Source organism: Caballeronia temeraria (genome assembly GCF_001544795.2).
Lineage (GTDB): Bacteria > Pseudomonadota > Gammaproteobacteria > Burkholderiales > Burkholderiaceae > Caballeronia > Caballeronia temeraria.
Window position 1 is genome coordinate 19,076 of sequence record NZ_FCOI02000045.1, and the last position, 18,916, is coordinate 37,991.

The 18,916-nt window shown below is 61.9% G+C and carries 18 protein-coding genes, 1 tRNA gene and 9 pseudogenes; 14 read left to right on the forward strand and 14 right to left on the reverse strand.

What is annotated here, in order from left to right:
* Positions 1-16 precede the first annotated feature (16 nt).
* The 7 genes and pseudogenes from AWB76_RS34995 to AWB76_RS35015 all read left to right on the forward strand — a co-directional run.
* Positions 17-886: a sugar phosphate isomerase/epimerase family protein gene (locus AWB76_RS34995; RefSeq protein ID WP_061164675.1), complete on the forward strand. Its 870-nt coding sequence runs from the start codon at positions 17-19 to the stop codon at positions 884-886.
* A gap of 166 nt (positions 887-1,052) precedes the next feature.
* Positions 1,053-1,193, forward strand: a pseudogene (locus tag AWB76_RS43280) (MFS transporter); the annotation flags it as partial.
* Between the two features lie 112 nt (positions 1,194-1,305).
* Complete coding sequence (locus AWB76_RS40560) at positions 1,306-2,283, forward strand: MFS transporter (RefSeq protein ID WP_279616470.1); 978 nt, start codon at positions 1,306-1,308, stop codon at positions 2,281-2,283.
* 21 nt (positions 2,284-2,304) lie between these two features.
* Positions 2,305-3,102 (forward strand): sugar phosphate isomerase/epimerase family protein, encoded by a 798-nt coding sequence (locus tag AWB76_RS35005; RefSeq protein ID WP_061164676.1) that lies wholly within the window; start codon positions 2,305-2,307, stop codon positions 3,100-3,102.
* 451 nt (positions 3,103-3,553) lie between these two features.
* Positions 3,554-3,739, forward strand: a pseudogene (locus AWB76_RS43155) (SMP-30/gluconolactonase/LRE family protein); the annotation flags it as partial.
* A 145-nt stretch (positions 3,740-3,884) separates the two neighbouring features.
* Positions 3,885-4,775: an alpha/beta fold hydrolase gene (locus tag AWB76_RS35010; protein ID WP_061164677.1), complete on the forward strand. Its 891-nt coding sequence runs from the start codon at positions 3,885-3,887 to the stop codon at positions 4,773-4,775.
* 454 nt (positions 4,776-5,229) lie between these two features.
* A pseudogene (locus AWB76_RS35015) lies at positions 5,230-6,066 on the forward strand (lyase family protein); the annotation flags it as partial.
* Between the two features lie 46 nt (positions 6,067-6,112).
* Here AWB76_RS35015 and AWB76_RS35020 read toward each other — a convergent pair.
* The 5 genes from AWB76_RS35020 to AWB76_RS35040 form a co-directional block, all read right to left on the reverse strand.
* A complete protein-coding gene (locus AWB76_RS35020; RefSeq protein WP_061164678.1) occupies positions 6,113-7,330 on the reverse strand; it encodes a GGDEF domain-containing protein in 1,218 nt (405 codons plus the stop codon).
* A gap of 104 nt (positions 7,331-7,434) precedes the next feature.
* Positions 7,435-7,674 carry a DUF3072 domain-containing protein gene (locus AWB76_RS35025; RefSeq protein WP_061164679.1) on the reverse strand — a complete coding sequence of 80 codons (240 nt, stop codon included), beginning with the start codon at positions 7,672-7,674 and terminating at the stop codon, positions 7,435-7,437.
* Between the two features lie 81 nt (positions 7,675-7,755).
* Positions 7,756-7,828 (reverse strand) — tRNA-Lys (locus AWB76_RS35030).
* 191 nt (positions 7,829-8,019) lie between these two features.
* Positions 8,020-8,427 carry an Hsp20/alpha crystallin family protein gene (locus AWB76_RS35035; RefSeq protein WP_061164680.1) on the reverse strand — a complete coding sequence of 136 codons (408 nt, stop codon included), beginning with the start codon at positions 8,425-8,427 and terminating at the stop codon, positions 8,020-8,022.
* Positions 8,428-8,455: 28 nt separating this feature from the next.
* The gene (locus tag AWB76_RS35040) at positions 8,456-8,896 is read right to left on the reverse strand and encodes an Hsp20/alpha crystallin family protein (RefSeq protein WP_061164681.1); all 441 of its coding nucleotides are present in this window, start codon (positions 8,894-8,896) and stop codon (positions 8,456-8,458) included.
* A gap of 194 nt (positions 8,897-9,090) precedes the next feature.
* Here AWB76_RS35040 and AWB76_RS35045 point away from each other — a divergent pair.
* Positions 9,091-9,526: pseudogene (locus AWB76_RS35045) on the forward strand (hypothetical protein).
* Positions 9,527-9,648: 122 nt separating this feature from the next.
* Here the strand turns inward: AWB76_RS35045 and AWB76_RS35050 are convergent.
* Positions 9,649-10,279: pseudogene (locus AWB76_RS35050) on the reverse strand (CGNR zinc finger domain-containing protein).
* A gap of 144 nt (positions 10,280-10,423) precedes the next feature.
* Between AWB76_RS35050 and AWB76_RS43325 the strand changes: the two are divergent.
* Positions 10,424-11,015, forward strand: a pseudogene (locus tag AWB76_RS43325) (alpha/beta fold hydrolase); the annotation flags it as partial.
* 211 nt (positions 11,016-11,226) lie between these two features.
* On the opposite strand, the gene AWB76_RS35065 reads toward AWB76_RS43325, so the two are convergent.
* Positions 11,227-13,644, reverse strand: a complete 2,418-nt coding sequence (locus AWB76_RS35065; protein WP_061164682.1) for a glucose/quinate/shikimate family membrane-bound PQQ-dependent dehydrogenase — start codon at positions 13,642-13,644, stop codon at positions 11,227-11,229.
* 59 nt (positions 13,645-13,703) lie between these two features.
* Positions 13,704-14,120 (reverse strand): hypothetical protein, encoded by a 417-nt coding sequence (locus tag AWB76_RS35070; protein ID WP_061164683.1) that lies wholly within the window; start codon positions 14,118-14,120, stop codon positions 13,704-13,706.
* 170 nt (positions 14,121-14,290) lie between these two features.
* On the opposite strand from AWB76_RS35070, the gene AWB76_RS35075 reads away from it, so the two are divergent.
* Positions 14,291-14,635 carry an ElaB/YgaM/YqjD family protein gene (locus tag AWB76_RS35075; protein ID WP_061164684.1) on the forward strand — a complete coding sequence of 115 codons (345 nt, stop codon included), beginning with the start codon at positions 14,291-14,293 and terminating at the stop codon, positions 14,633-14,635.
* A 34-nt stretch (positions 14,636-14,669) separates the two neighbouring features.
* Positions 14,670-14,861, forward strand: coding sequence for a DUF2934 domain-containing protein (locus AWB76_RS35080; protein ID WP_061164685.1), 192 nt, complete (start codon positions 14,670-14,672; stop codon positions 14,859-14,861).
* A 25-nt stretch (positions 14,862-14,886) separates the two neighbouring features.
* Here the strand turns inward: AWB76_RS35080 and AWB76_RS42470 are convergent, their stop codons facing one another.
* Positions 14,887-15,147, reverse strand: coding sequence for a hypothetical protein (locus AWB76_RS42470; protein WP_244173613.1), 261 nt, complete (start codon positions 15,145-15,147; stop codon positions 14,887-14,889).
* Positions 15,148-15,232: 85 nt separating this feature from the next.
* Between AWB76_RS42470 and AWB76_RS42475 the strand changes: the two genes are divergently transcribed.
* Positions 15,233-15,583 carry a hypothetical protein gene (locus tag AWB76_RS42475; RefSeq protein WP_244173614.1) on the forward strand — a complete coding sequence of 117 codons (351 nt, stop codon included), beginning with the start codon at positions 15,233-15,235 and terminating at the stop codon, positions 15,581-15,583.
* Here AWB76_RS42475 and AWB76_RS42480 read toward each other — a convergent pair.
* From AWB76_RS42480 to AWB76_RS35100, 4 genes and pseudogenes are all read right to left on the reverse strand, one after another.
* Positions 15,514-15,711: pseudogene (locus AWB76_RS42480) on the reverse strand (SDR family NAD(P)-dependent oxidoreductase); the annotation flags it as partial. The gene AWB76_RS42475 and the pseudogene AWB76_RS42480 sit on opposite strands and share 70 nt — an antisense overlap.
* Before the next feature lie 220 nt (positions 15,712-15,931).
* Positions 15,932-16,821 (reverse strand): annotated as a pseudogene (locus AWB76_RS35090) (MBL fold metallo-hydrolase).
* A gap of 8 nt (positions 16,822-16,829) precedes the next feature.
* Complete coding sequence (nadE, locus tag AWB76_RS35095; protein WP_061164686.1) at positions 16,830-17,687, reverse strand: NAD(+) synthase; 858 nt, start codon at positions 17,685-17,687, stop codon at positions 16,830-16,832.
* On the reverse strand, positions 17,684-18,199 hold the full coding sequence (locus AWB76_RS35100; RefSeq protein ID WP_061164687.1) for a CinA family protein: 516 nt from the start codon (positions 18,197-18,199) through the stop codon (positions 17,684-17,686). The genes nadE and AWB76_RS35100 overlap by 4 nt, the downstream gene beginning before the upstream one ends.
* On the opposite strand from AWB76_RS35100, the gene AWB76_RS41290 reads away from it, so the two are divergent.
* Positions 18,198-18,395: a hypothetical protein gene (locus AWB76_RS41290; RefSeq protein WP_157696280.1), complete on the forward strand. Its 198-nt coding sequence runs from the start codon at positions 18,198-18,200 to the stop codon at positions 18,393-18,395. The genes AWB76_RS35100 and AWB76_RS41290 overlap by 2 nt on opposite strands.
* Positions 18,396-18,429: 34 nt before the next feature.
* A pseudogene (locus AWB76_RS39795) lies at positions 18,430-18,669 on the forward strand (GntR family transcriptional regulator); the annotation flags it as partial.
* On the opposite strand, the gene AWB76_RS35105 reads toward AWB76_RS39795, so the two are convergent.
* Positions 18,649-18,885 carry a DUF2252 family protein gene (locus AWB76_RS35105; RefSeq protein WP_061164688.1) on the reverse strand — a complete coding sequence of 79 codons (237 nt, stop codon included), beginning with the start codon at positions 18,883-18,885 and terminating at the stop codon, positions 18,649-18,651. The pseudogene AWB76_RS39795 and the gene AWB76_RS35105 overlap by 21 nt on opposite strands.
* Positions 18,886-18,916: the final 31 nt, after the last annotated feature.

Sequence of the window (18,916 nt, forward strand, 5' to 3'; positions counted from 1 at the left end):
ACAACAGGAACAGCTTATGACCAAGAACGTGAATCACTTTGGGGGAAGCACATTTTCCTTCATGTGGGAGAGCGACGCGCTCTCTTGCATGCGAAGCATGCGTGCACTCGGCCTTAACGATTTCGACGTAATCATGGTGCCCGGCCACCTCTGGCACGATGAACTGTCTTCCGCACAGCGAGCGTCTCTTGCCGCCACGCTGAAACAGGAAGACATCCGGGTAGAGTCCATGAACCTTCCTGCGCTCGACCACAATCTCGCAAGCCGGGTGCCCGAGGCGCGCACGTATTCGATCGAACTCTTCAAGCGCGCTATGCAACTCGGTGCCGATCTCGGTGCCCGCGCGGTCGTCGCGGTGCCTGGCCGCGTGTCGTCCTTGTTTCCTCCACCGCAAGTTGAGACGGAAAAGTTGCTGGCCGATAGTCTGGAGCAGTTGCTTGCCGTCGCCGATGCGCTCGACCTGACGGTACTCATTGAGTCTCATCCGCAGACACCCATCCCGACCGTCGACAAAATCGAGTCGTTTCTCACCCGACTCGATCATCCGCGACTCAAGGTTGCCTACGACGTATCGAACGCGGAGTTCGTAGCGGAAGATCAGGTGGACGCGATTCGCAGACTGGCTCCGCGAATCGGTCAGATTCATCTCTCAGACGGTACCCGCACGCGCTGGCGTCATGACCGCGTCGGTCTAGGCTCCGTGCGCTTCGGCGACATCATGAAGGTGTTAGACGAGGTCGGCTTTCAAGGTACGCGCGTGCTCGAAATCATATCTCCGACCCCGATCGAAGATATTAAGGCATCGCTCGCTTCGCTCAATGCCTACCGCGATGTAATTGCATCCAACAACGAAGACAACGCGGCTGTGACAGCGAGGCCCTACTAATATGACGTCGCTAGGCTGCTTCAAAAGTGTAGGGAGAGAAGAAATGGACGAAGCCATCGAACGGCAGACGATGTCGAAGGTGATCAAGCGGATCATTCCATTTGCGGCCGTGTTGTATTTCATCGCGTATCTCGACCGAGTCAATGTGAGCTTCGCAGCTTTGACGATGAAAGCAGATCTAGGTCTGTCGGATGTGGCCTATGGGACCGGCGCAGGACTGTTCTTTATTGGCTACTTCCTCTTTGAGATACCCAGCAACTTATTGCTGGAACGCTTCGGCGCTCGGCGGTGGATCGCGCGCATCATGATTGGCTGGGGCATCGCATCTATCGCGATGGCGACGGTTCAGGGGACGACGTCGTTCTATGTACTGCGGGTTCCTGCTCGGCCTCGGCGAAGCAGGCTTCTGGCCGGGCATGATGCTCTACTATACCTATTGGTTCCCGACGAAATATCGGGCACGGGTGGTCGGCTTCACCATGTTGGCGATTCCGTGCGCAAATTTCTTCGGTGCCCCCGTGTCCACCGGCATCATGTCCGTACTCAATGGCACACACGGGTTGGAGGGCTGGCGATGGCTGTTCATCGTTGAAGGGTTTCCCGCGGTAGTCGGCGGAATCCTCACGTTGCTTTTTCTCGTGGACAGTCCAGCAAAATGTACCTGGCTCGATGACACTCAGAAGTCATGGTTGCAGTCAAAACTCGCGACCGAGCAGGCAACGGCACAACAGCATGGCGCAGGCGGGTGGATCACGGCGGTCTGCGACCCGAAGATACTGTGTCTTGTCGCGATGTTCGCGCTAAACGGACTAGCCACTTACGGCGTCAACTTCTGGTTGCCGCAATTGGTCAAGACTTTCGCGCTCACGACAATGCAGACCGGCTTGGTCGCCGCCATTCCGTTCTTTTTCGCGGGTATCGCTGTCGTCCTGTGGGGTATGCACTCCGACAGAGCAAAGGAACGTGTCTGGCATTACGCCATAGCAGGCTGGCTTTCCGCGCTTGGGCTCTTCGCTGCAGGCTTCCTTCTCAATCATCCGGTGCTGACGATGATCGCGCTTACGTTCGCCGTCATCGGTGTGAACGCCTGCCAGCCGGCATTCTGGACGATGACCGGGATGGTCCTGTCGACGACCACGGCGTCCGCGGTCGGATTTGCCTTCGTCAGTTCGGTGGGCAATCTAACGGGCTATGTGGGCCCCGTCCTGGTCGGTTGGCTCAAGCAGACTACCGGTGGCTTCGGCGCAGCGTTGCTCGTGCTCGGTTGCACCACCGTCTTAATGGGCGCCCTCCCGCTCACGCTCAGACGATTCATCGCGAATCAGGAGACAGGAAATCCAAGGCAGCGCGACGCCGAGCCGTCGGTGCAAAGAAACTTACCAGTGTCTCAACCATGATATTGCCCGTCCGAGATTATTATGCCCAAGCTGTCGCTTCATCATCTCACCATGCTGGATGCACATCCGCTCCAACTCGTCGATGCCGCGTACGCAGGCGGCTTTGATTACTATGGGCTGCGCATGGTTGCACCGACCGCTGCGGACACCATCGTCGATGTCGCGCATAATCCCGCGCTAATCCGGGAACTTCGGGCGCGCATGGATGCAACAGGCGTGCGTCTTCTTGACATCGAGGCGATCTGGTTGCAGTCCGAGACCTGCATCGAAAGTCTGCTGCCTGCGATGGAGGCGGGTCATCGGCTTGGTGCAAGGCATGTGCTCACCGTCGGTTATGACGAGGATCGCGCACGTCTGCTAGACAACTTCTGCGCGCTATGCGAAGCCGCCGCCCAATTCGACATGACGGTCGGCCTGGAAATGATCACCTACTGCGCTATTGGCACATTGGATGACGCGCTTGCCACGGTTCGCGCAAGCGCGCAGCCGAACGCCCGGTTGCTGCTCGACGCACTGCAATTTTTCCGCTCCGGTGCAAAGGTCAGCGATCTTGATCGTGTGGCCCCGACGTTGATCGAATACGTACAGATCTGCGACGCTCCGCTTGCGGCGCCGATCTCGGTGGAGGAGCGGCGCGTCGAAGCACGTACCGCTCGTTTGCTGCCGAACGACGGCGAACTCCCGCTCCGCTCATTCCTGGCGGCGCTGCCTCGGAATCTTACATTGGCGGTGGAAGCACCCACGCTTGCGCTGCGCGGGCTTCCCTTCGATGAACAAGCCGGCATCATCATGACGAAGATGAAACATTTCCTCGTATAAAGAGTGCTTCCGCTTCTCGTCGGTTCTTGCTAAGGAAGTGCGATCCCGATTCTGGAGGCGGGAGGCGTGTTTTACGATGCTTTCGCGTTGGGCCACCAGAGACGCATCTATTGCTCTGAGAGCTATGACGGCTACGCGAGTCAGCGTCTCGGGAATGAAGTCGGACGAAGACTCGACCGTCGCTGGAGCTGGCGGCTGTGGCGCTCGGCTGAAGGATCTCCTCAACGCGAAAAACGGCGATTAGGATGCTCAACGCCGTGTACCGAAAAGTCACGGTACATGCGGTGCGCACGTAGTTGGACAATAACGCGCTGCACCCGAGGAACGCCAAGCACGAACAAGTGTTCTCGGACGGTTCTACAGCGAGGCGCCGGACGGCCGAATCTCTTGATCGCAGGCACGCCGCAGTGGCGGTTCGCGATATCGGCGAGATGCGCATTTCGCTTACGACGTTACCCGTGCAGGTGAATTGGGGCAACCAACGCGCTTCAGTAGATTTCGACAACGAAAAGGGGGTGATGGCATAACCGTCGATAGCAACGGTAACGTGGACGACGCGGTTAAGTCGTTAATGCACCACAGTGTCCGCGTCTATGATCCGACGGGCCGCATGATCGCCATGCATACCTTTCCCTAAGCGGCCATCCAACGTCACGATCACGAGAAAGAGCGCCGTGACATACATGTACGTCACGGCTACAACCAGCCTATATCGAACCCCTTGTCTGTTGCCCTCGGGAATCTGATTACTTACAAACCTTCCTATCCAACAACACTACACCATGCCGTCGAACTCCACCAGTCTCGCCCCTGAACACGTCGACCGCGTCACGGTCAGATCTCTCACGTTAAGAGTGAACGGATTGCGCATCCATACGAGAGTGGCTGGCGCCGGCCCCGCTTTCCTGCTACTTCACGGATGGCCACAAACCTCCTACGCGTGGCGAAAGCTTATGCCCTTGCTCTCTCCTCACGCTACAGTCATAGCACCGGACTTGCGTGGTTTTGGTGATTCCAGCAAGCCCGCCACAGGTTATGACAAAAAGACAGTCGCAAGCGATCTGGCCGCACTGCTCGATGCGCTGCACATCGATAAGGCCTGCGTCGTGGGCCATGACATGGGGGGCCAGGTGGGCTATGCCTTCGCTGCGCTCTACCCGCAACTCACGGATCGATTCGTTTTCATCGAGAGTGGCCTTCCCGGCTTCGGCCAGGAGAACGCAATGAACGTAGCGACGGGAGGTAGCTGGCACTTTGGCTTCAATATGGCGGGCGACATTTCGGAAGAACTCGTCCGCGGCCGCGAAGCATTGTTTGTCCGACATTTTGTGCGGCGAGATACGGTGGGAACTTTCGATCCCTCCTCCATTACCGAAGAGGACATCAATGTCTACGCAACAGCCCTAACTCAGCCGGGGGCGCTTCGCGCAAGCTTCAGCTACTACCGCACGCTCTTTGTAGATCGAGACGACAATCTCCAGTTCGGGCTGAAGAAACTCGAGATGCCAGTTCTCGCCGTAGGATGCGACTTTGGCTACGGGGGTGGCTCGAAAGCGACCATGGAGCGCGTCGCGTCAAACGTTCGCGGCGTCGAGCTGAGTGAATCCGGCCACTACCCAGCCGAAGAGCAGCCCCAACAGCTCGCGTCGGTTCTTCTCGATTTTCTCGGCTGACGAAAGACGAGCATCGGTGCAATGCGACGCTGCCCGGACAAATCTGCAGTCGGCAACGGGAGAGCAGAGCAATACGATCATTGTCGGTCCACAGCAACCCCACCTTCATGCGTGATAATTCGTATTGAACTGATATGACTTTCCCTGTCAATCGCGATCGGTCCTCGGTTTTGGGTTCATCTGAATTTCCTGAGGGCGACGTAGCAGTACGTCTCGACGGTTGGTCACACTGATATCCGCGGGTTGGTTACCGCATTACTGTGGTCCGCCCTTTGAGCCTGCCGCTACCTAAAGTCGCAAGTCGCAAGAGATGTGTTGCATAGTCCAATCGCGGGTTACTCGGGTGCCGGGCTACGCCGCCTTCAGGAAACTCTCCGTGTTCTCGATAAGGTATCGTGGTGTCAAGGTCTAGTGTCCTGAGTTAAAAATTCATTGAATGATGCCGACCACGTACTACGACGCGCACCAGATCGCCGCGGTCGATCATCCGGTGGAAGTCGGCTCGATCGTGACGAGCATCGCGCTTCATGCGGGCAGTTTCATCGAGGACGTCATGACGCAATACGCGCAGCCGCGTCCGTGGATTCTCCTTCAGGAAGGCGGCAACAACACCTGCGTTTCCAGCGCGATGCCTCAGAAGCGCAATCCGGGCCTGCTGAATTCGACGCGCGCGGATGCATCGACTGCCATCACGCTCGCGATGGGACCGGGCATTCGCGCACACAATCTGCCGCCCGGCATGCCCGACGCGAAGGAAGTCAGGGACAACAAGGAAATGGTGAACAGCGCTGTCACCGTCCTGCGCAAGTGGGACGACATTCTCAAGGCATTGGTGATCGATCAGGGCCGGGCGCTGGAGGAACTGAACAGTGACTGGACCGCATCGCAGGAAGTCGCCGACGTGCTGATGCGCAAATACAAGCTGCCTTTCCGATTGGGCCTCCACTTCGCGTCGGAGGTTGTGGAATACGCGCGAGCGAACGATATCAAGCCCAGCGATTTCCCCTACGATCAGGCGCAGCGCATCTACGCCGAGACGACCAAAGGCTACGGCAACGGCGTGCTGCCGATGAGCGAAGAGGAATTTCGTTCGACGCTGAATCCGGCGGCTATCGTCGATAACCGGCGTACCATCGGCGGGCCTCAACCGGCCGAGATGGAACGCATGCTGACTGGCGCATGAGCGAAGATCGCGCAGCAGGACGCATGGGTGGCCGAAAAGCGCAAGAAGATCGATTCATCGCTGGCCGGGCTCGATCGTGACTTCGACACGCTCTTGAGCAGCCGATGACCATCGGGGTGCTGCAACGGGCTTCTCGACCCAGGCGAATGAACGCTCAGAGTGCCGTCAGACGGCGGTCCGGCGCATCGTCGAGATTCGCGCGGGCCGTCGCGGCTCGCGCGATTTCGAACCGGTTGCCGCCGCGCGATTTTGCGCTGTAGAGCGCGCGATCCGCGGCAGCGAGCACTTTTTCCAGCGTGTCTTCAACAGTGCCGATGCGCGCCATCCCGATACTCACCGTCGCCTCGATATCCACGCCGCCCGCCGTGCGCGTAACGGTCTGCGCGAAGCGGCGAACGACGGCTTCGGCCAGGTCTTTCGCGCGGGCGCTTTCGTGCCCCGGCAACAGCGCGGCAAACTCTTCGCCGCCGATGCGCGCCAGGATCACATCGCGTCCGAGCACGCTGCGCAGAATCTTCGCGAACGACTTCAGCACGTCATCGCCGGCTTCGTGGCCGAAGCGGTCATTGATCGCCTTGAAGCGGTCGAGGTCGAGCGCGAGACACGATGCCGGCGGAAAGGCGTCGCTTTCGCGGATAACGCGTGCGCCTTCTTCGAAGAACCATCGGCGGTTGCCGAGACCGGTGAGGTAATCGGTCTGCGATTCGCGTCGCAGATCGGCGTGGGCTTCGTCGCGCGCGAGGCGCAGGAGCGTCATCGGCAGAACGACGGAGTAGAGCACGCCTTCGTACATGGTCGCCTGACCGACGATCGCCAGCACCTGCGGTCCGAACGACGCCGCCAGCCACGCCAGAATTGCGGCCCTGAATGCGTAGAAGAGCGCGTGACCGCCCGTGACGGCCACGGCGATGTTGCGCGACTGCTTCCATTTGGAATCGCGCGTGCCGAGGAGTTCGCGCGCAGTCAGACCGCACACTACGGCGATGGGGATGGCGCTGATGTACGCCCACATGACCGCTTCGCCGCGCTTGCCCGCGATGGCCCAGGCGAGCGCGAGCATCGACAGGATGCCGAGGGCAAACCGGCCGTAGCGGCGTCCGTTCAGGAGCGCGACGCCTTGCAGATTGAGCAGATACCCACCGACGATGATGAGATTCGCCACCGCGGCGCCCACGACGCCGGGAAGGCCGGGCACGCCATGCCGCATCGACGCGGCGGCGCAGCCCAGCGCGAGCGTGGCGTACCCGGCCGCGAGCACGCCGAGCTCGCGCCTGCGCCGCGGATACGACCGGCGCTCCCAGAGCGTCAGCGCGCTACTCGCGAGGAGCGTTCCTATCGCTAAGAGGTAAAGGGTGATGAGGTCGACACGCATGCGCTCGTTAAGCCTTCTTCCAGCCGAAGACGATCTGACATGGCTCGTTTACGGCAGCGGAATCGGAAAATTTAGGCACGCGTGCCGAATTCGGACGGGTGCCGTCAGGCTGTTTTACCGCGCCCCGTCTTTTGCTGAAGTTCGTCGATGCGCCGAGACGCGTCGGCTTTCGTCAGGGTTTCGTCGAAAGGTTCCTTCGCTTCTTCGCAGAGCGTCTTGAGGTAAGACGCCTGCGCGCCGGTCATCGGCTCATCGCCTGTCGTCCAGTCGGCGGGGTCTTTTTCCGCGTTCGACGTTGGGTGCGATTTGGGGTTGTCCTGCGAATCGGCGGATTTCTGGGTCATGCTGGGATCTCCTTGCAATGCCCCATGTTGCGCAAAGAATGTGCCCCGCCCGCGCGAAATCCCCGACGCGTGATGCCGATATGGGCCGTACTGGATTCGAACCAGTGACCAACGGATTAAAAGTCCGCTGCTCTACCAGCTGAGCTAACGGCCCGGCGCGCCCGATATCCGCCCGCCACCACGGCGCTTCTTGAGTGCCTGCCCTAGCCGATGGCCGGCAGTCGCGCTGGTTGCCCGTGCGAGCACTCCTTGATGACGGTGCGCATCCGGGTCTGCGCAGTCGGAGGGTGGCGGCAGGCGGCCGCCACCCCGCTTTCTCCTGTCGTTGCTGCGCGCCCGCCGGCATCAGTTCGTACGCACTTCGATTCGGCGCGGCCGGGCTTCGTCGCGGCGCGGTATCGTCAGCTTCAGCACGCCGTCCTTCAGGTTCGCATCGATTTTCGACGCGTCGAAGTCAGCGCCAAGCGAGAACGCCCGCGCGAAATGAGGCTGGCGGATCTCCGCGTGCTGCAGACGCAGTCCTGCCGGCCTGGGCACCACCGCCTCGGCCTCGATGTACAGGCTGCCGTCGTGGACCTTCACATCGAGCCGGTCCTTCGTCACGCCGGGCAGATCCGCCCACAGGGTGACGCCCTGACTATCCTCGAAGACGTCCACGGGCGGCGCCAGCGTGATCCGGGGCGGCGACTGCTCGTCGTCGCGCCGAGCCGCCGTCGTGTCATCTTTCCTGGCAAGTTTGGTCGTGTCGTTCATGATGTCCTCCTACATTCTGCGACGCGTTTCATTGAACGGTGATGGCGCGCGGCTTCGACGTCTCCCGCTTGCCGATGCTCACGGTCAGGCAGCCATTGGTGTACCGCGCCGTGACCTTGTCGGGGTCCGCGTGCTGCGGCAGTTCGATGACGCGCCGGAAAGCGCCGACGAACCGCTCCTGCGCATCGGTACGCGTGTCGTCGCCGGCTTCCGGCTGTGCGCTTCCGCGCTCGCCGCTGATGGTCGGCAGCCCCTTGTCGATCGATACATCGAGGCTGGCTGGATCGGCACCGGGCGCGAACGCGACGATCTCGATCGAGTCGTCGGTCGAACCGATGTTGACCTGGGGGAAGGCGCCTGAGCGCCCGGAGCGGATGCTGAAGGGGAAACCGCCGAAGAGGCTCGCCATCTGCTGTTGCAGACGGTCGAACTCGCTGAAAAGGTCGGTCCCGAAGTAGAGATCGCTCATGGTCATTTCCTCCTTGAAACCAGCAGGAAGACGAACCGGCCTACGCGCTCCAGTTCGTCTGCCATGCCGCGGGCAAACAAATCGAAACACGCAGCGCGCCGGACTGCCGGCGCGACTGCTTGAGCGGAATTCAAGATAGGATCCCGAGCGGAAATCTCAAGGGGATTTTGGCGACTTTCCGCTCTTGAATCGGGATGCCCGCACCCTATCCTCACGACGCTCCCGACAGACCATGCGAGGACATCACGGAATTCGAATACGATTGGCTGACCCTGGGCCGGCACCGAATCCGGTTGCGCTCAACAAGGGGTTTTCCGACCGAGACGATGCGTACGGCGGTCGAGGTCATCCGGCTGGCGATCGACAGCAACACGAGCGCGCGTGCGCGGCTCGTTGAAGTCGTATTCCAGCAGGAATCCGCTTACGAGATTGCTGTCGGCACCACGTTCGCCGACGACCGGTTATGCGCGCGGCAACTGGAGGTGGGCGATCGCGACGGTCCTCGGCCTGCAGCCCACGCAGATCAATATCTCCGTGACGGTGGTCACGCAGGAAGAGGTCGATCTGCACTTCGGTGTCTACGAGAGGATGCTGGCCGAAAAGCTCGGCGTGGTGTCGCCGATCCAGTGACGCGTCGCACGTGACACCAAAGTCTCAGACCTGCGGCGAATATGGAGTGCGCGATTCGATCCGCGCGTCCGGCGACCTCGAGCGGGAGCCGGACCGTCGATCTCGCGTCACGCCATTGAAACTCAACCGCCCTTTCCTTCCCTGAGCCGCGCGCGATGCGCGGCGACTTTCGCGCGATTCCCGCAGCTAGCCATACTGCACCAGCGGCGAGCGTGACCGCGCGTGTGATCGGGGAATAGCAGCGTGCATGTCGGACCTTCGCACGCTTTGACGTAGGTGAAATCCTCTTCGCAGACGAGTTTCGCGAGCGCCTCGACAATCGGCATGAGCAGCGATTCGGCGGTCGGATGGCGGCGCTGCATCGCGAATGCAAGCCCGCTCGAAGCGCTCGCATCCGCGACGATCGCGCCGTGTTGTTCATCGCGCTTCAGCACACTGTTCAGCGCGTCCAGTGCGCGCAGGTCTTTGGCCGCAAGCGGCCGCCCCTTGTTCTTTTGCACAAACGCTCTGAACCATTCGCGCAAGCCGCGCGCCTTCGCCGCGCCCTCGTCGAGTTCGGCGGGCGCGATTTGCGAACGCATGCGCGCAAGCACCTCGGCGGGCACGAGGCTCGCCTGTTCGAGCCATGACAAAAAGTCTTCGCCGTCAGCGACCCAGTCGATGGGTTCATCGACCGGCGTAGCAAACCGAGTTGAGAAAGCCGAGGCCGGGCGCGTCAGCCACGAAGAGTGCGGGGAGTGAGCGATATTCCATTTCTTCGATCCAGCGGTGCTTCTACGATGACTTCATCGTAACCGCTAAAGACCCGCTTGCCGAGTTACATAGTTGATAAGTAACCTTGTTATCTGACTTTTGAAGGTTACACGAACGAACGCCCCCATTCGCGGAGAAACAACCATGCCCACCATTGCTCATCGCCATATCGACGTCGACGGTTTCAACGTGTTCTATCGCGAAGCCGGTCCGGCGGACGCGCCAAAGCTGCTTTTGTTGCATGGCTTTCCCAGTTCCAGCCACATGTTTCGCGATCTGATTCCGCTCCTGGCAGACCGCTTTCATATCGTCGCGCCCGATCTTCCCGGTTTCGGCCTCTCCGACATGCCGAGCCGCGACAGCTTCGCATACACGTTCGATAATATCGCCGGCCTGATCGACCGCTTTACTGAGCGAGTCGGCTTCGATCGCTATGCGGTCTACGTCTTCGATTACGGTGCGCCGACCGGTTTCCGCCTCGCGTTGAAGCATCCGGAACGCATCGCGGCGATCGTTTCGCAAAACGGCAATGCCTATGAGGAAGGACTGAGCGACGGCTGGAGTCCGATCCGCGCGTACTGGCAGCCGCCGACGCAGACGAATCGCGATGCGTTGCGCGATGCTCACGAAGGACACGACGAAGTGGCAATACACGCACGGCATGCCCGACGCGTCGGCGGTTTCGCCCGATGGTTACTCGCTCGACGACTACTACCTGAACCGTCCCGGCGCGCACGCTCGCGAAGCGCTGGATCGCGGCGACAAGGAAAAAATCGACAAAAAGCTCGATGAACTGGACGTATCAACAACCGAATCAGGAGAAGACCAATCGTCGAAACCGGACACGGAAGGATCGAATTCATCGAGCAAGAACCTCGACGAGCAAAGCGACTAGCCGGGATCCGCGGTCCCGCCCGAATCCATCGATCAGGCGGGACGAGCCGCGGTCAATGCTTGTCCGGCAGCGCATACGCGATTACGTAATCGCCTAGCTTCGTGAGAAACGAGCCGTGCCCGCCCGCCGCGATCAGCACGTATTGCTTGCCGTTCGCTTCGTAGGTCATCGGCGTCGCCTGTCCGCCGGCGGGCAAGCGCGCTTCCCAGAGCTTTTCACCGGTGTCGGTGCTGAAGGCGCGCAGGTAATCGTCCTGCGTCGCGCCGATGAAGAAGACGTGCCCGGCGGTAGTCATCGGTCCGCCGAGCATCGGCATGCCCATGCGGAACGGAACGGGAATCGGCGATGCATCGCGCGTCGTGCCGATGCGTTTCTTCCAGATCACCTTGTTCGTATCGAGATCGAGCGCGGCGACATAACCCCACGCGGGCTGCTTGCAAGGCAGACGCACCGGCGACAGGAATGGATTCAGCTCGACGCCGTACGGCACCCCGTATTGCGGCTGAATGCCGACTTCCGTGCCGGTGCCCGCCTGGCCCGCTTGCGGCGGATCGATCGGATTGCCGGGGCCGCGCGGCACGAGCTTCGAGACGAACGGCAGCGCGATCGGATTGGCGATGGCGATGCGTCGGTCCGTATCGACGGCGAGCCCGCCCCATTCGAACATGCCGAGATTGCCGGGGAACACGAGCGTGCCCTGCTCGGACGGCGGCGTGAACGGCCCTTCGTACTTCAGCCGATGAAAGATCACGCGGCACATGAGCTGGTCGTACATCGTCGCGCCCCACATGTCCGCGTCGGTCAGGTTCTTTGCGGGCCGGAAAGTCAGCTGGGAGAACGGTTGCGTCGGCGACAGACGATCGCCCTTCGCCGCGCCTTGCGGCACCGGCTGCTCGGGCGCGGGCACGATCGGCTTGCCGGTGCGACGGTCGAGCACGAATATGTTGCCGGTCTTCGCCGGTGCGTAGATCGCCGGGACGATGTTGCCGCTCTGATCCCTGATATCTGCGATGGTCGGCTGCGCGGGCAGGTCCATGTCCCAGAGGTCGTGATGCACGGTCTGATAGAACCACGCGAGCTTGCCCGTCGATGCGTTGAGCGCGAGCAGCCCGCTCGCATAGCGCTCCTGATCGGGCGTGCGGTTGCCGCCCCAGATATCGGGGGTCGTGACGCCCATCGGCAGATAGACGAGATCAAGCTTCGCGTCGTAGGCGGCCGGCGCCCACGAGTTCGGCGAGTTCTGCGTGTAGCTATGTTGATCGTCAGGGATCGCGTTCGGGTCGTGCGCGCCGGGGTCGAAGGCCCACAGCAGCTTGCCGGTGTTCACGTCGAAGCCGCGGATCACGCCCGACGGCTCGCGCGTGCCGTAGTTGTCCGTGACCGCGCCCGCGACGACGATCACTTTCGACGTGACGATCGGCGGCGACGTCGGCTCGTACTGGCCGGGCGTCTTGACCGGCTGCAGATGCTGAAGATCCAGCACGCCATTGGTCGCGAACTCGGGGCACGGCTTCCCGCTCGCGGCGTCGAGTTCGAAGAGACGCCCATCGTTGACGGGCAACACGATGCGGCGCGTGCACATCGGCAGATTCGTCGTGTTGCCGGCGGCGCGCGCCTGCTCGGCGGCGGACGTCTCGTAGTACGACACGCCGCGGCAAGTCACGTGCTGGAAACTCGGATCGGGCTTGAGCTTCGGATCGAAGCGCCATTTCTCCTTGCCCGTCGCGCCATCGAGCGCGATTGCGATCTGATGCGGCGTGCAGAAGAAGAGCGTGCCGTCGATGGCGAGCGGCGTCACTTCATCGGTGATCTCGACCGGATCGTCCGGGCCTTTCATGTCGCCCGTGCGAAAGCGCCAGGCTTCCTTCAGTTCGTGCGCGTTGCCCGCGTTGATCTGCGCGAGTTGCGAATAGCGCGTGCCGGTCTGCGTATTGCCGTAAGCGCGCCAGTCGCCATCTTGCTGCGCGGGCGCAGTGGCGGCAGCCGACGGCGCCGCGCGCACCGTGCCGTCCAGCTCCTGCGGATCGTTGAACACCGCATATGCGAGCGCGATGCCCGACAGCACGATGGTCGCACCGAGCGCGAGTGCGCCGGACTGCCGGGGCCACGTAAAGATGCGCAGCACGAATGGCAGCACCATCCATATGCCGACGATGACAAGCACATCGAGACGCGGCGCGAGCGCCCAGAAGTCGAAGCCCGACTCGACGATCGCCCATATCAGCGTGCCGAGCAACAGCGCCGCGTAGAGCCACAGCGCGAGTCCGTTGGCGCGCCAGACGAGCCACGCGATCACGAGCATCGCCACACCGGCGACCACGTAATATGGCGAGCCGCCCACCGCGATCAGCCATCCGCCGCCGACGGACATGTAAAGCCCCGACAGAACCAGAAAGACGATCGTGATCCACTTCGGTACGGACGAAGGCGAACGATGCCGCGCGGGCGGCGGCGAGGAGGATGTGTTCATTCGATGGACAAAGGAGGCGTTGCCGGCAACGCAGCAGTCCTCGTGCCTGTCGTTTTGTTTTACTCGGGGACGTGGGCCACGACCGCGCCGGTCGCGTCGACGATTGCGGTCTCGCCCGATGCGCTCACCGATGCCGGCGGCTCGATCGATTCCGCGAGCACGAGTTTCGGAGCGCCCGCGTCCGGCTGCGAGGACGTGGCCCCTATTGCATCGAGGACATCGGCGGCAGTCGCGGCGATGATCGACAGGAGATCGCTTGCGTACGACAGGAACGCGACCGGCAATGCAGGCTGCGCTTCGCTGGCCTGCGGCGCGCCCCACTGAACGCGCACATCGGCGAGCGCGGATTGCATCGTCTTTTCGTTCAGTTCTCCGAGTTGCCGGAAACCGACCGCAAAACTGGAAGCGGCGCGCAAGCCCGTCTCGAGATTCGTGCGCGCGACGGAGAAGAAAGGCTGCATCAGAACGGGAAACATTTGGTCGCTCCATTAGCGATGAAAGTCGGCGAATCATGGAGCAACGGGTATGCCATCCACGCGGACTTTCGTTTCGTCAGGACGGCACGGCGATTGCGCCACGCACATGCGCGTCTCTCGACGCGGACCGCGACTTCATCGCATTCAAACGGACTCCAGTGGAGGCAAGCATGGCTGACAACGACCGCGCGCTCGAACCCGTCAACGCTATCAAGACCGAAAGAGCCGACAGCGCCTATGAATTCCCGACGAGCGACAACATGACATCCTCGAATGGAGACCACAGCAGCTTTCGCGAAGCATCGAAGTCATGGGATGCAGGCAACGATGCAACGTCGACGAGCAATCTGCGCTCCGATGCGAAGGCCCGGTTCGCCGACATGCAAGACGCGATGACCCGAAAGTACCGCGCCGCCGCCGATACGACCGACGACTTCGTGCACGAGAATCCGTGGAAGGCGATCACGATGGCCGCGCTGGTCGGCGTGGTCGTGGGCATGCTCGCCGCGCGCTGAGCATCGATCGTTCGTTGAAAAGGAGGAAGGGATCATGGACGTCCCGGCTAGCGAAGAACAGATTCGGGCACTCGCTTATCGGCTTTGGGAAGAAGCGGGCGGCCCTGAAGGCCGCTCGGACGAGTTCTGGATCATCGCGCAGCAGCAACTGGCGACGGAGCCTGGCATGGGCGGCAACGAATTGCCGGGAGGCGACCCCGCCGGTGCATCGCCGTCCTCTCGCTGATCTCGAAGATGACTCGACGACGCGCTTACTCGAGCCTCGGTTTGCGCGTCGCCCGAAGGTAGCGGCGGCCGGCGTCGAGCAGCAAGGCGGCGACGCCCATCGCCACGCCGCGCATGCCGGGCGCATCGATGCGCGCATCGGTGTAAAGGCTTCGCTCGCGCACCTTGCCGTTGCGGCCCGAACGTTCGCGCAGACTGCCCGCCCCTTCATACAACGCGTCGCCTTGGCCATGAGGCTGCCGCGTGAGTCGCGCCTTCACGCCGACGAGACTTGCCAGCCTGCTCATACAGTCGCGGTGCGCGCTGGCCGAACCACGCCATCGCGCGCGACGCTCCACCGACATAGACATCGCACTCGGGCACCACGGCGCAATGCAATATCGCTTTAGCCACCACCTCGGGCGCATAGACCGGTTGGGGCAGCTTCGGCTCGTGCGTGAGATCGTTTCGCGCGTGCTCGACGAAGAGCGTGTCGATTCCCGCGGGCTTGATGAGCGTGATGGAGACAGGCGCACGATCGTTTTCCATCTCGATGCGCAACGCATCGGTATAGCCCTTGACGGCATGTTTCGACGCGACGGATGCCCTTGCAGCGGAATGGCGCCATCCGAGAGTTCACTGCCGGGATTGATCAAAGCGCCGCCATGCTCGCGCAGATGCTTCAACGCACTGAGCGAGCCGTTCACGATGCCCCAGAAATTCGTATCGAAGAGCTTGCGCTGATATTCGAGCGGGACGTCAGTACATCGGCCATAGAGCGACACGCCCGCGTTGTTGATCCACATATCGAAACGCCCGAATCCCGCAATGGCCGCATCGGCTGCGGCCTGCAACTGTGCCGCGTCGCCCACGTACGCAACGGCGTAAGCCGCTCGCTGCGTGTCACCGTGCGAAACTCGTCCGACAGCGCTTTGGGCGCGGCTTCGTCGCCATTCTCGCGGTCACGAGACCGATACCGCTCGTCGCCCCCGTGATGACGATCACTTGTTCGCTGAGTGGTTGAGCTGTACTCGCATGATGATCTCGCCGGTTATGGTCGGACCAAACCGGGAGGGCACGCCGCATGCCGCGTTACGCCCACGAGCGTACGGGCTGTACGAGCGCGTCGGCCGGAATGCCCGCCGATCGTCCGGCAATGCGCTCGAATTCGATCGGGTCACGACTGCAAAACACGTCGAGCGTGCCACGCGAATCGACGCTGGCGCACAGCTCGCGCAACCTCGCCTGATTCCCGAGACGCGCCGCGCGGTCCTTTTCCATCATCCATTGATAGAACGCCAGTCCCGGTGTACAGCGCGGATGTTCCAGATCCATTTCCGTATGAAAGAAATAGGCGTCGGCGGCCAGCAGCAGCCGGCCGCTTTCCTTGCGTACCGCGATGCCCCCATGACCGAAGGTGTGTCCTCTGAGCGGCACGAGTGCGATATCGTCCAACGAATCCGAGAGCGGCCGCACGCATTCGAAGCCATGCCAGCGGTCGCCGGCCGCGGCATCGTGAAATTGCCAGTTCGGCTGCGTCGACCATTGCTGAGGCCTGAAGCGCTGCCGATCGAGCCACGTCTGCTGACGCACCGCATAGTCGCGCTCGATGCGCAGCATATGCACCTTCGCGTGCGGGAAATCATCGAGGCCGCCCGCGTGATCGAAGTCGAGATGACTGAGCACGATATGCCGCACGTCGCTGGCCGAAAAGCCCAGCCGTTCGATCTGGCGTAGCGCCGTCATCTCCTCGCTAAAGTCCGCTTGAGCATCAGCAGGAAGAATGCCGACAGGCGGCTGCGCGGATCGGCAACATCGCGCAGTCCAAAACCTGTATCGATCAGAACGCGACCCTCGCCCGTTTCGACCAGCAGGCAATGGCACGTCAGCTCGCCCCGGCGCAGAAGGCCGGGCGTGCGGCCATCGAAGAGCTTGCCGCCGAGCGGACAACTCGATGTGCAGTTCAGGTGATGAACACGCACGTCATGCCTCAAGCAGAGCGGTCGTCGCGCGGCACTTCGACCGGCAGCGCGCGCTTGTGGCGCGTCGCTGTATAGAAGCGGCGAATGGTCAGCAGCACTTCTTCGCTGACTTCCTTGCCCTCCAGAAAGTTGTCGATGTCTTCATAGCTCACGCCATAGCTATCCTCGTCGGGGCGTTGCGGCGTAAGCGATTCGAGATCGGCTGTCGGCACTTTCATCACGAGGCGATCCGCCGCGCCCATCGAACGCGCAAGCGCACGCACGCGGCGCTTGTTCAGACCCGACAAGGGCAGCACGTCCGCGCCGCCGTCGCCGAACTTCGTGAAGAATCCCATCAGCGATTCGGCCGCGTGATCGGTGCCGATGACGACGCCCACCCGCGCGCCCGCAACGGCGTACTGCGCGATCATGCGCTCGCGCGCCTTGACGTTGCCGAGCACGAAGTCTTCCTGGAAGTCGTCCGTGTATTGCGCGCCACCCTCTTTGAGCGCCGCGAGCATGGCGTCGGATGGGCCCTTCACGTTGACGGTCAGGGTTTCGTCCGGACGTATGAAATCGAGCGCGAGCCGGGCGTCTTCCTCATCGCGCTGCGTGCCATAGGGCAGTCTCAGCGCGACGAAGTGCGCGTCATAACCGCTCGCGCGAAGACGTTCGACGCTCAGTTGCGCGAGGCGCCCCGCCGTCGACGAATCCACGCCGCCGCTGATCCCCAGCACGTAAGTGCGAAGTCCCTGCGATGAGAGATAGCTGCAAAGAAAGTCGATGCGCCGCTCGCGCTCGGCTTCGACGTCGAAATCGCTCGCGACACCCAGTTCGCGAATCACGGCTGCCTGCCAGTTGCGCCAATCGGTAGCGTGCTCGCTCATCGTTTCTCCTTGGCTCGCTGTGCCTGTTGCTGATCGAAGTAGTGCTCGATGCGCGACAGCGCATAAAGCGCCGCTTCGCGCCGGATTTCATTGCGTTCGCCTTCGAATCTCTTCGTCTCGGTGAAGGTGACGATGGTGCCATCGCGCGCGCGATATGACCACGCGAAGCACTGCGTACCCGATGGCGGTCCGTCGGGCACGGCATCGGCGACGCCTGTATTCGATACCGCGATCTGCGCGCAACAGGCTTCCTGCCGCAGCGCGCCCTCCGACATCTCGCGCGCGACGGCTTCGCTCGTCAGTCCGTGCTGCTGCATGGTGTCCTTGCGCACGCCGAGGAAGCCCGCCTTGCCCGTCGGCGAGTACGTGACGAAGCCCACGTCGAGACAGCTTCCGCTACCGGGCACCGACGACACCAGCGAAGCGATGAATCCGCCGGTACACGATTCGGCCGTCGCGAGCATGAGTCCGCGCGAGTTGAGGAATGACACGGCCTGACGGGGAATGTCCATGATTCGGCCTTCCGCAAAGTTCTGGTCTGTTGCGATGCTGTTAGCAGTTCGTATGCCACTGCGGGAGCCGTTCGAAGAACGCATGATCTGGGGCCAGGGCGATGCAGCGGGACTGAAGGTCGTCGAAACGGACGTGAGACGCGTCGGCGCGCTCGCCCATGCGATCTCTTTTCGAGAGATTGTTTTGTCATACTAAGTTCATCCGAACCATCGCCGGAGACATCGCGGTCATGAATCAGCTTGCGCATCACGGGGTCAGGAAGCTCGAAGACAGCAGAAAGCCCGCTTATCTGACGATTCCCGATCTGATCGAGGAAGACTTGGCGAGCGGCCGGCTTGGTCCGAGAGACCGGCTGCCCGGTCTGCGCGACCTCGCCGATCTGCACGGGCTCAACTACACGACCGTCGCGCGCGCGTATGCCGAAGCGCGCAAACGCGGCCTGCTGGATTCACGCGCGGGCAGCGGCACGATTGCCGGTGTGACAGTCGCCGCAAATCCACACTGCCGGGCCGCGAGGCAACGAATCACCGTTCGCCTCCATCACCCACTCATAGAATCGTTCGGTATTGCCTCTGACGTACGCATGCGGCGAGCGCGCCGTCTTGCAACGGCGCAGTTCGGTCAGAAGCGCCTGCCAGTCATCGGGCGCGGGCATGCCCTGGTTTGCTTTGCTGTTCTTGCTCATATCCGACTGCCGTGGGTCGTCCAGAGAGCAG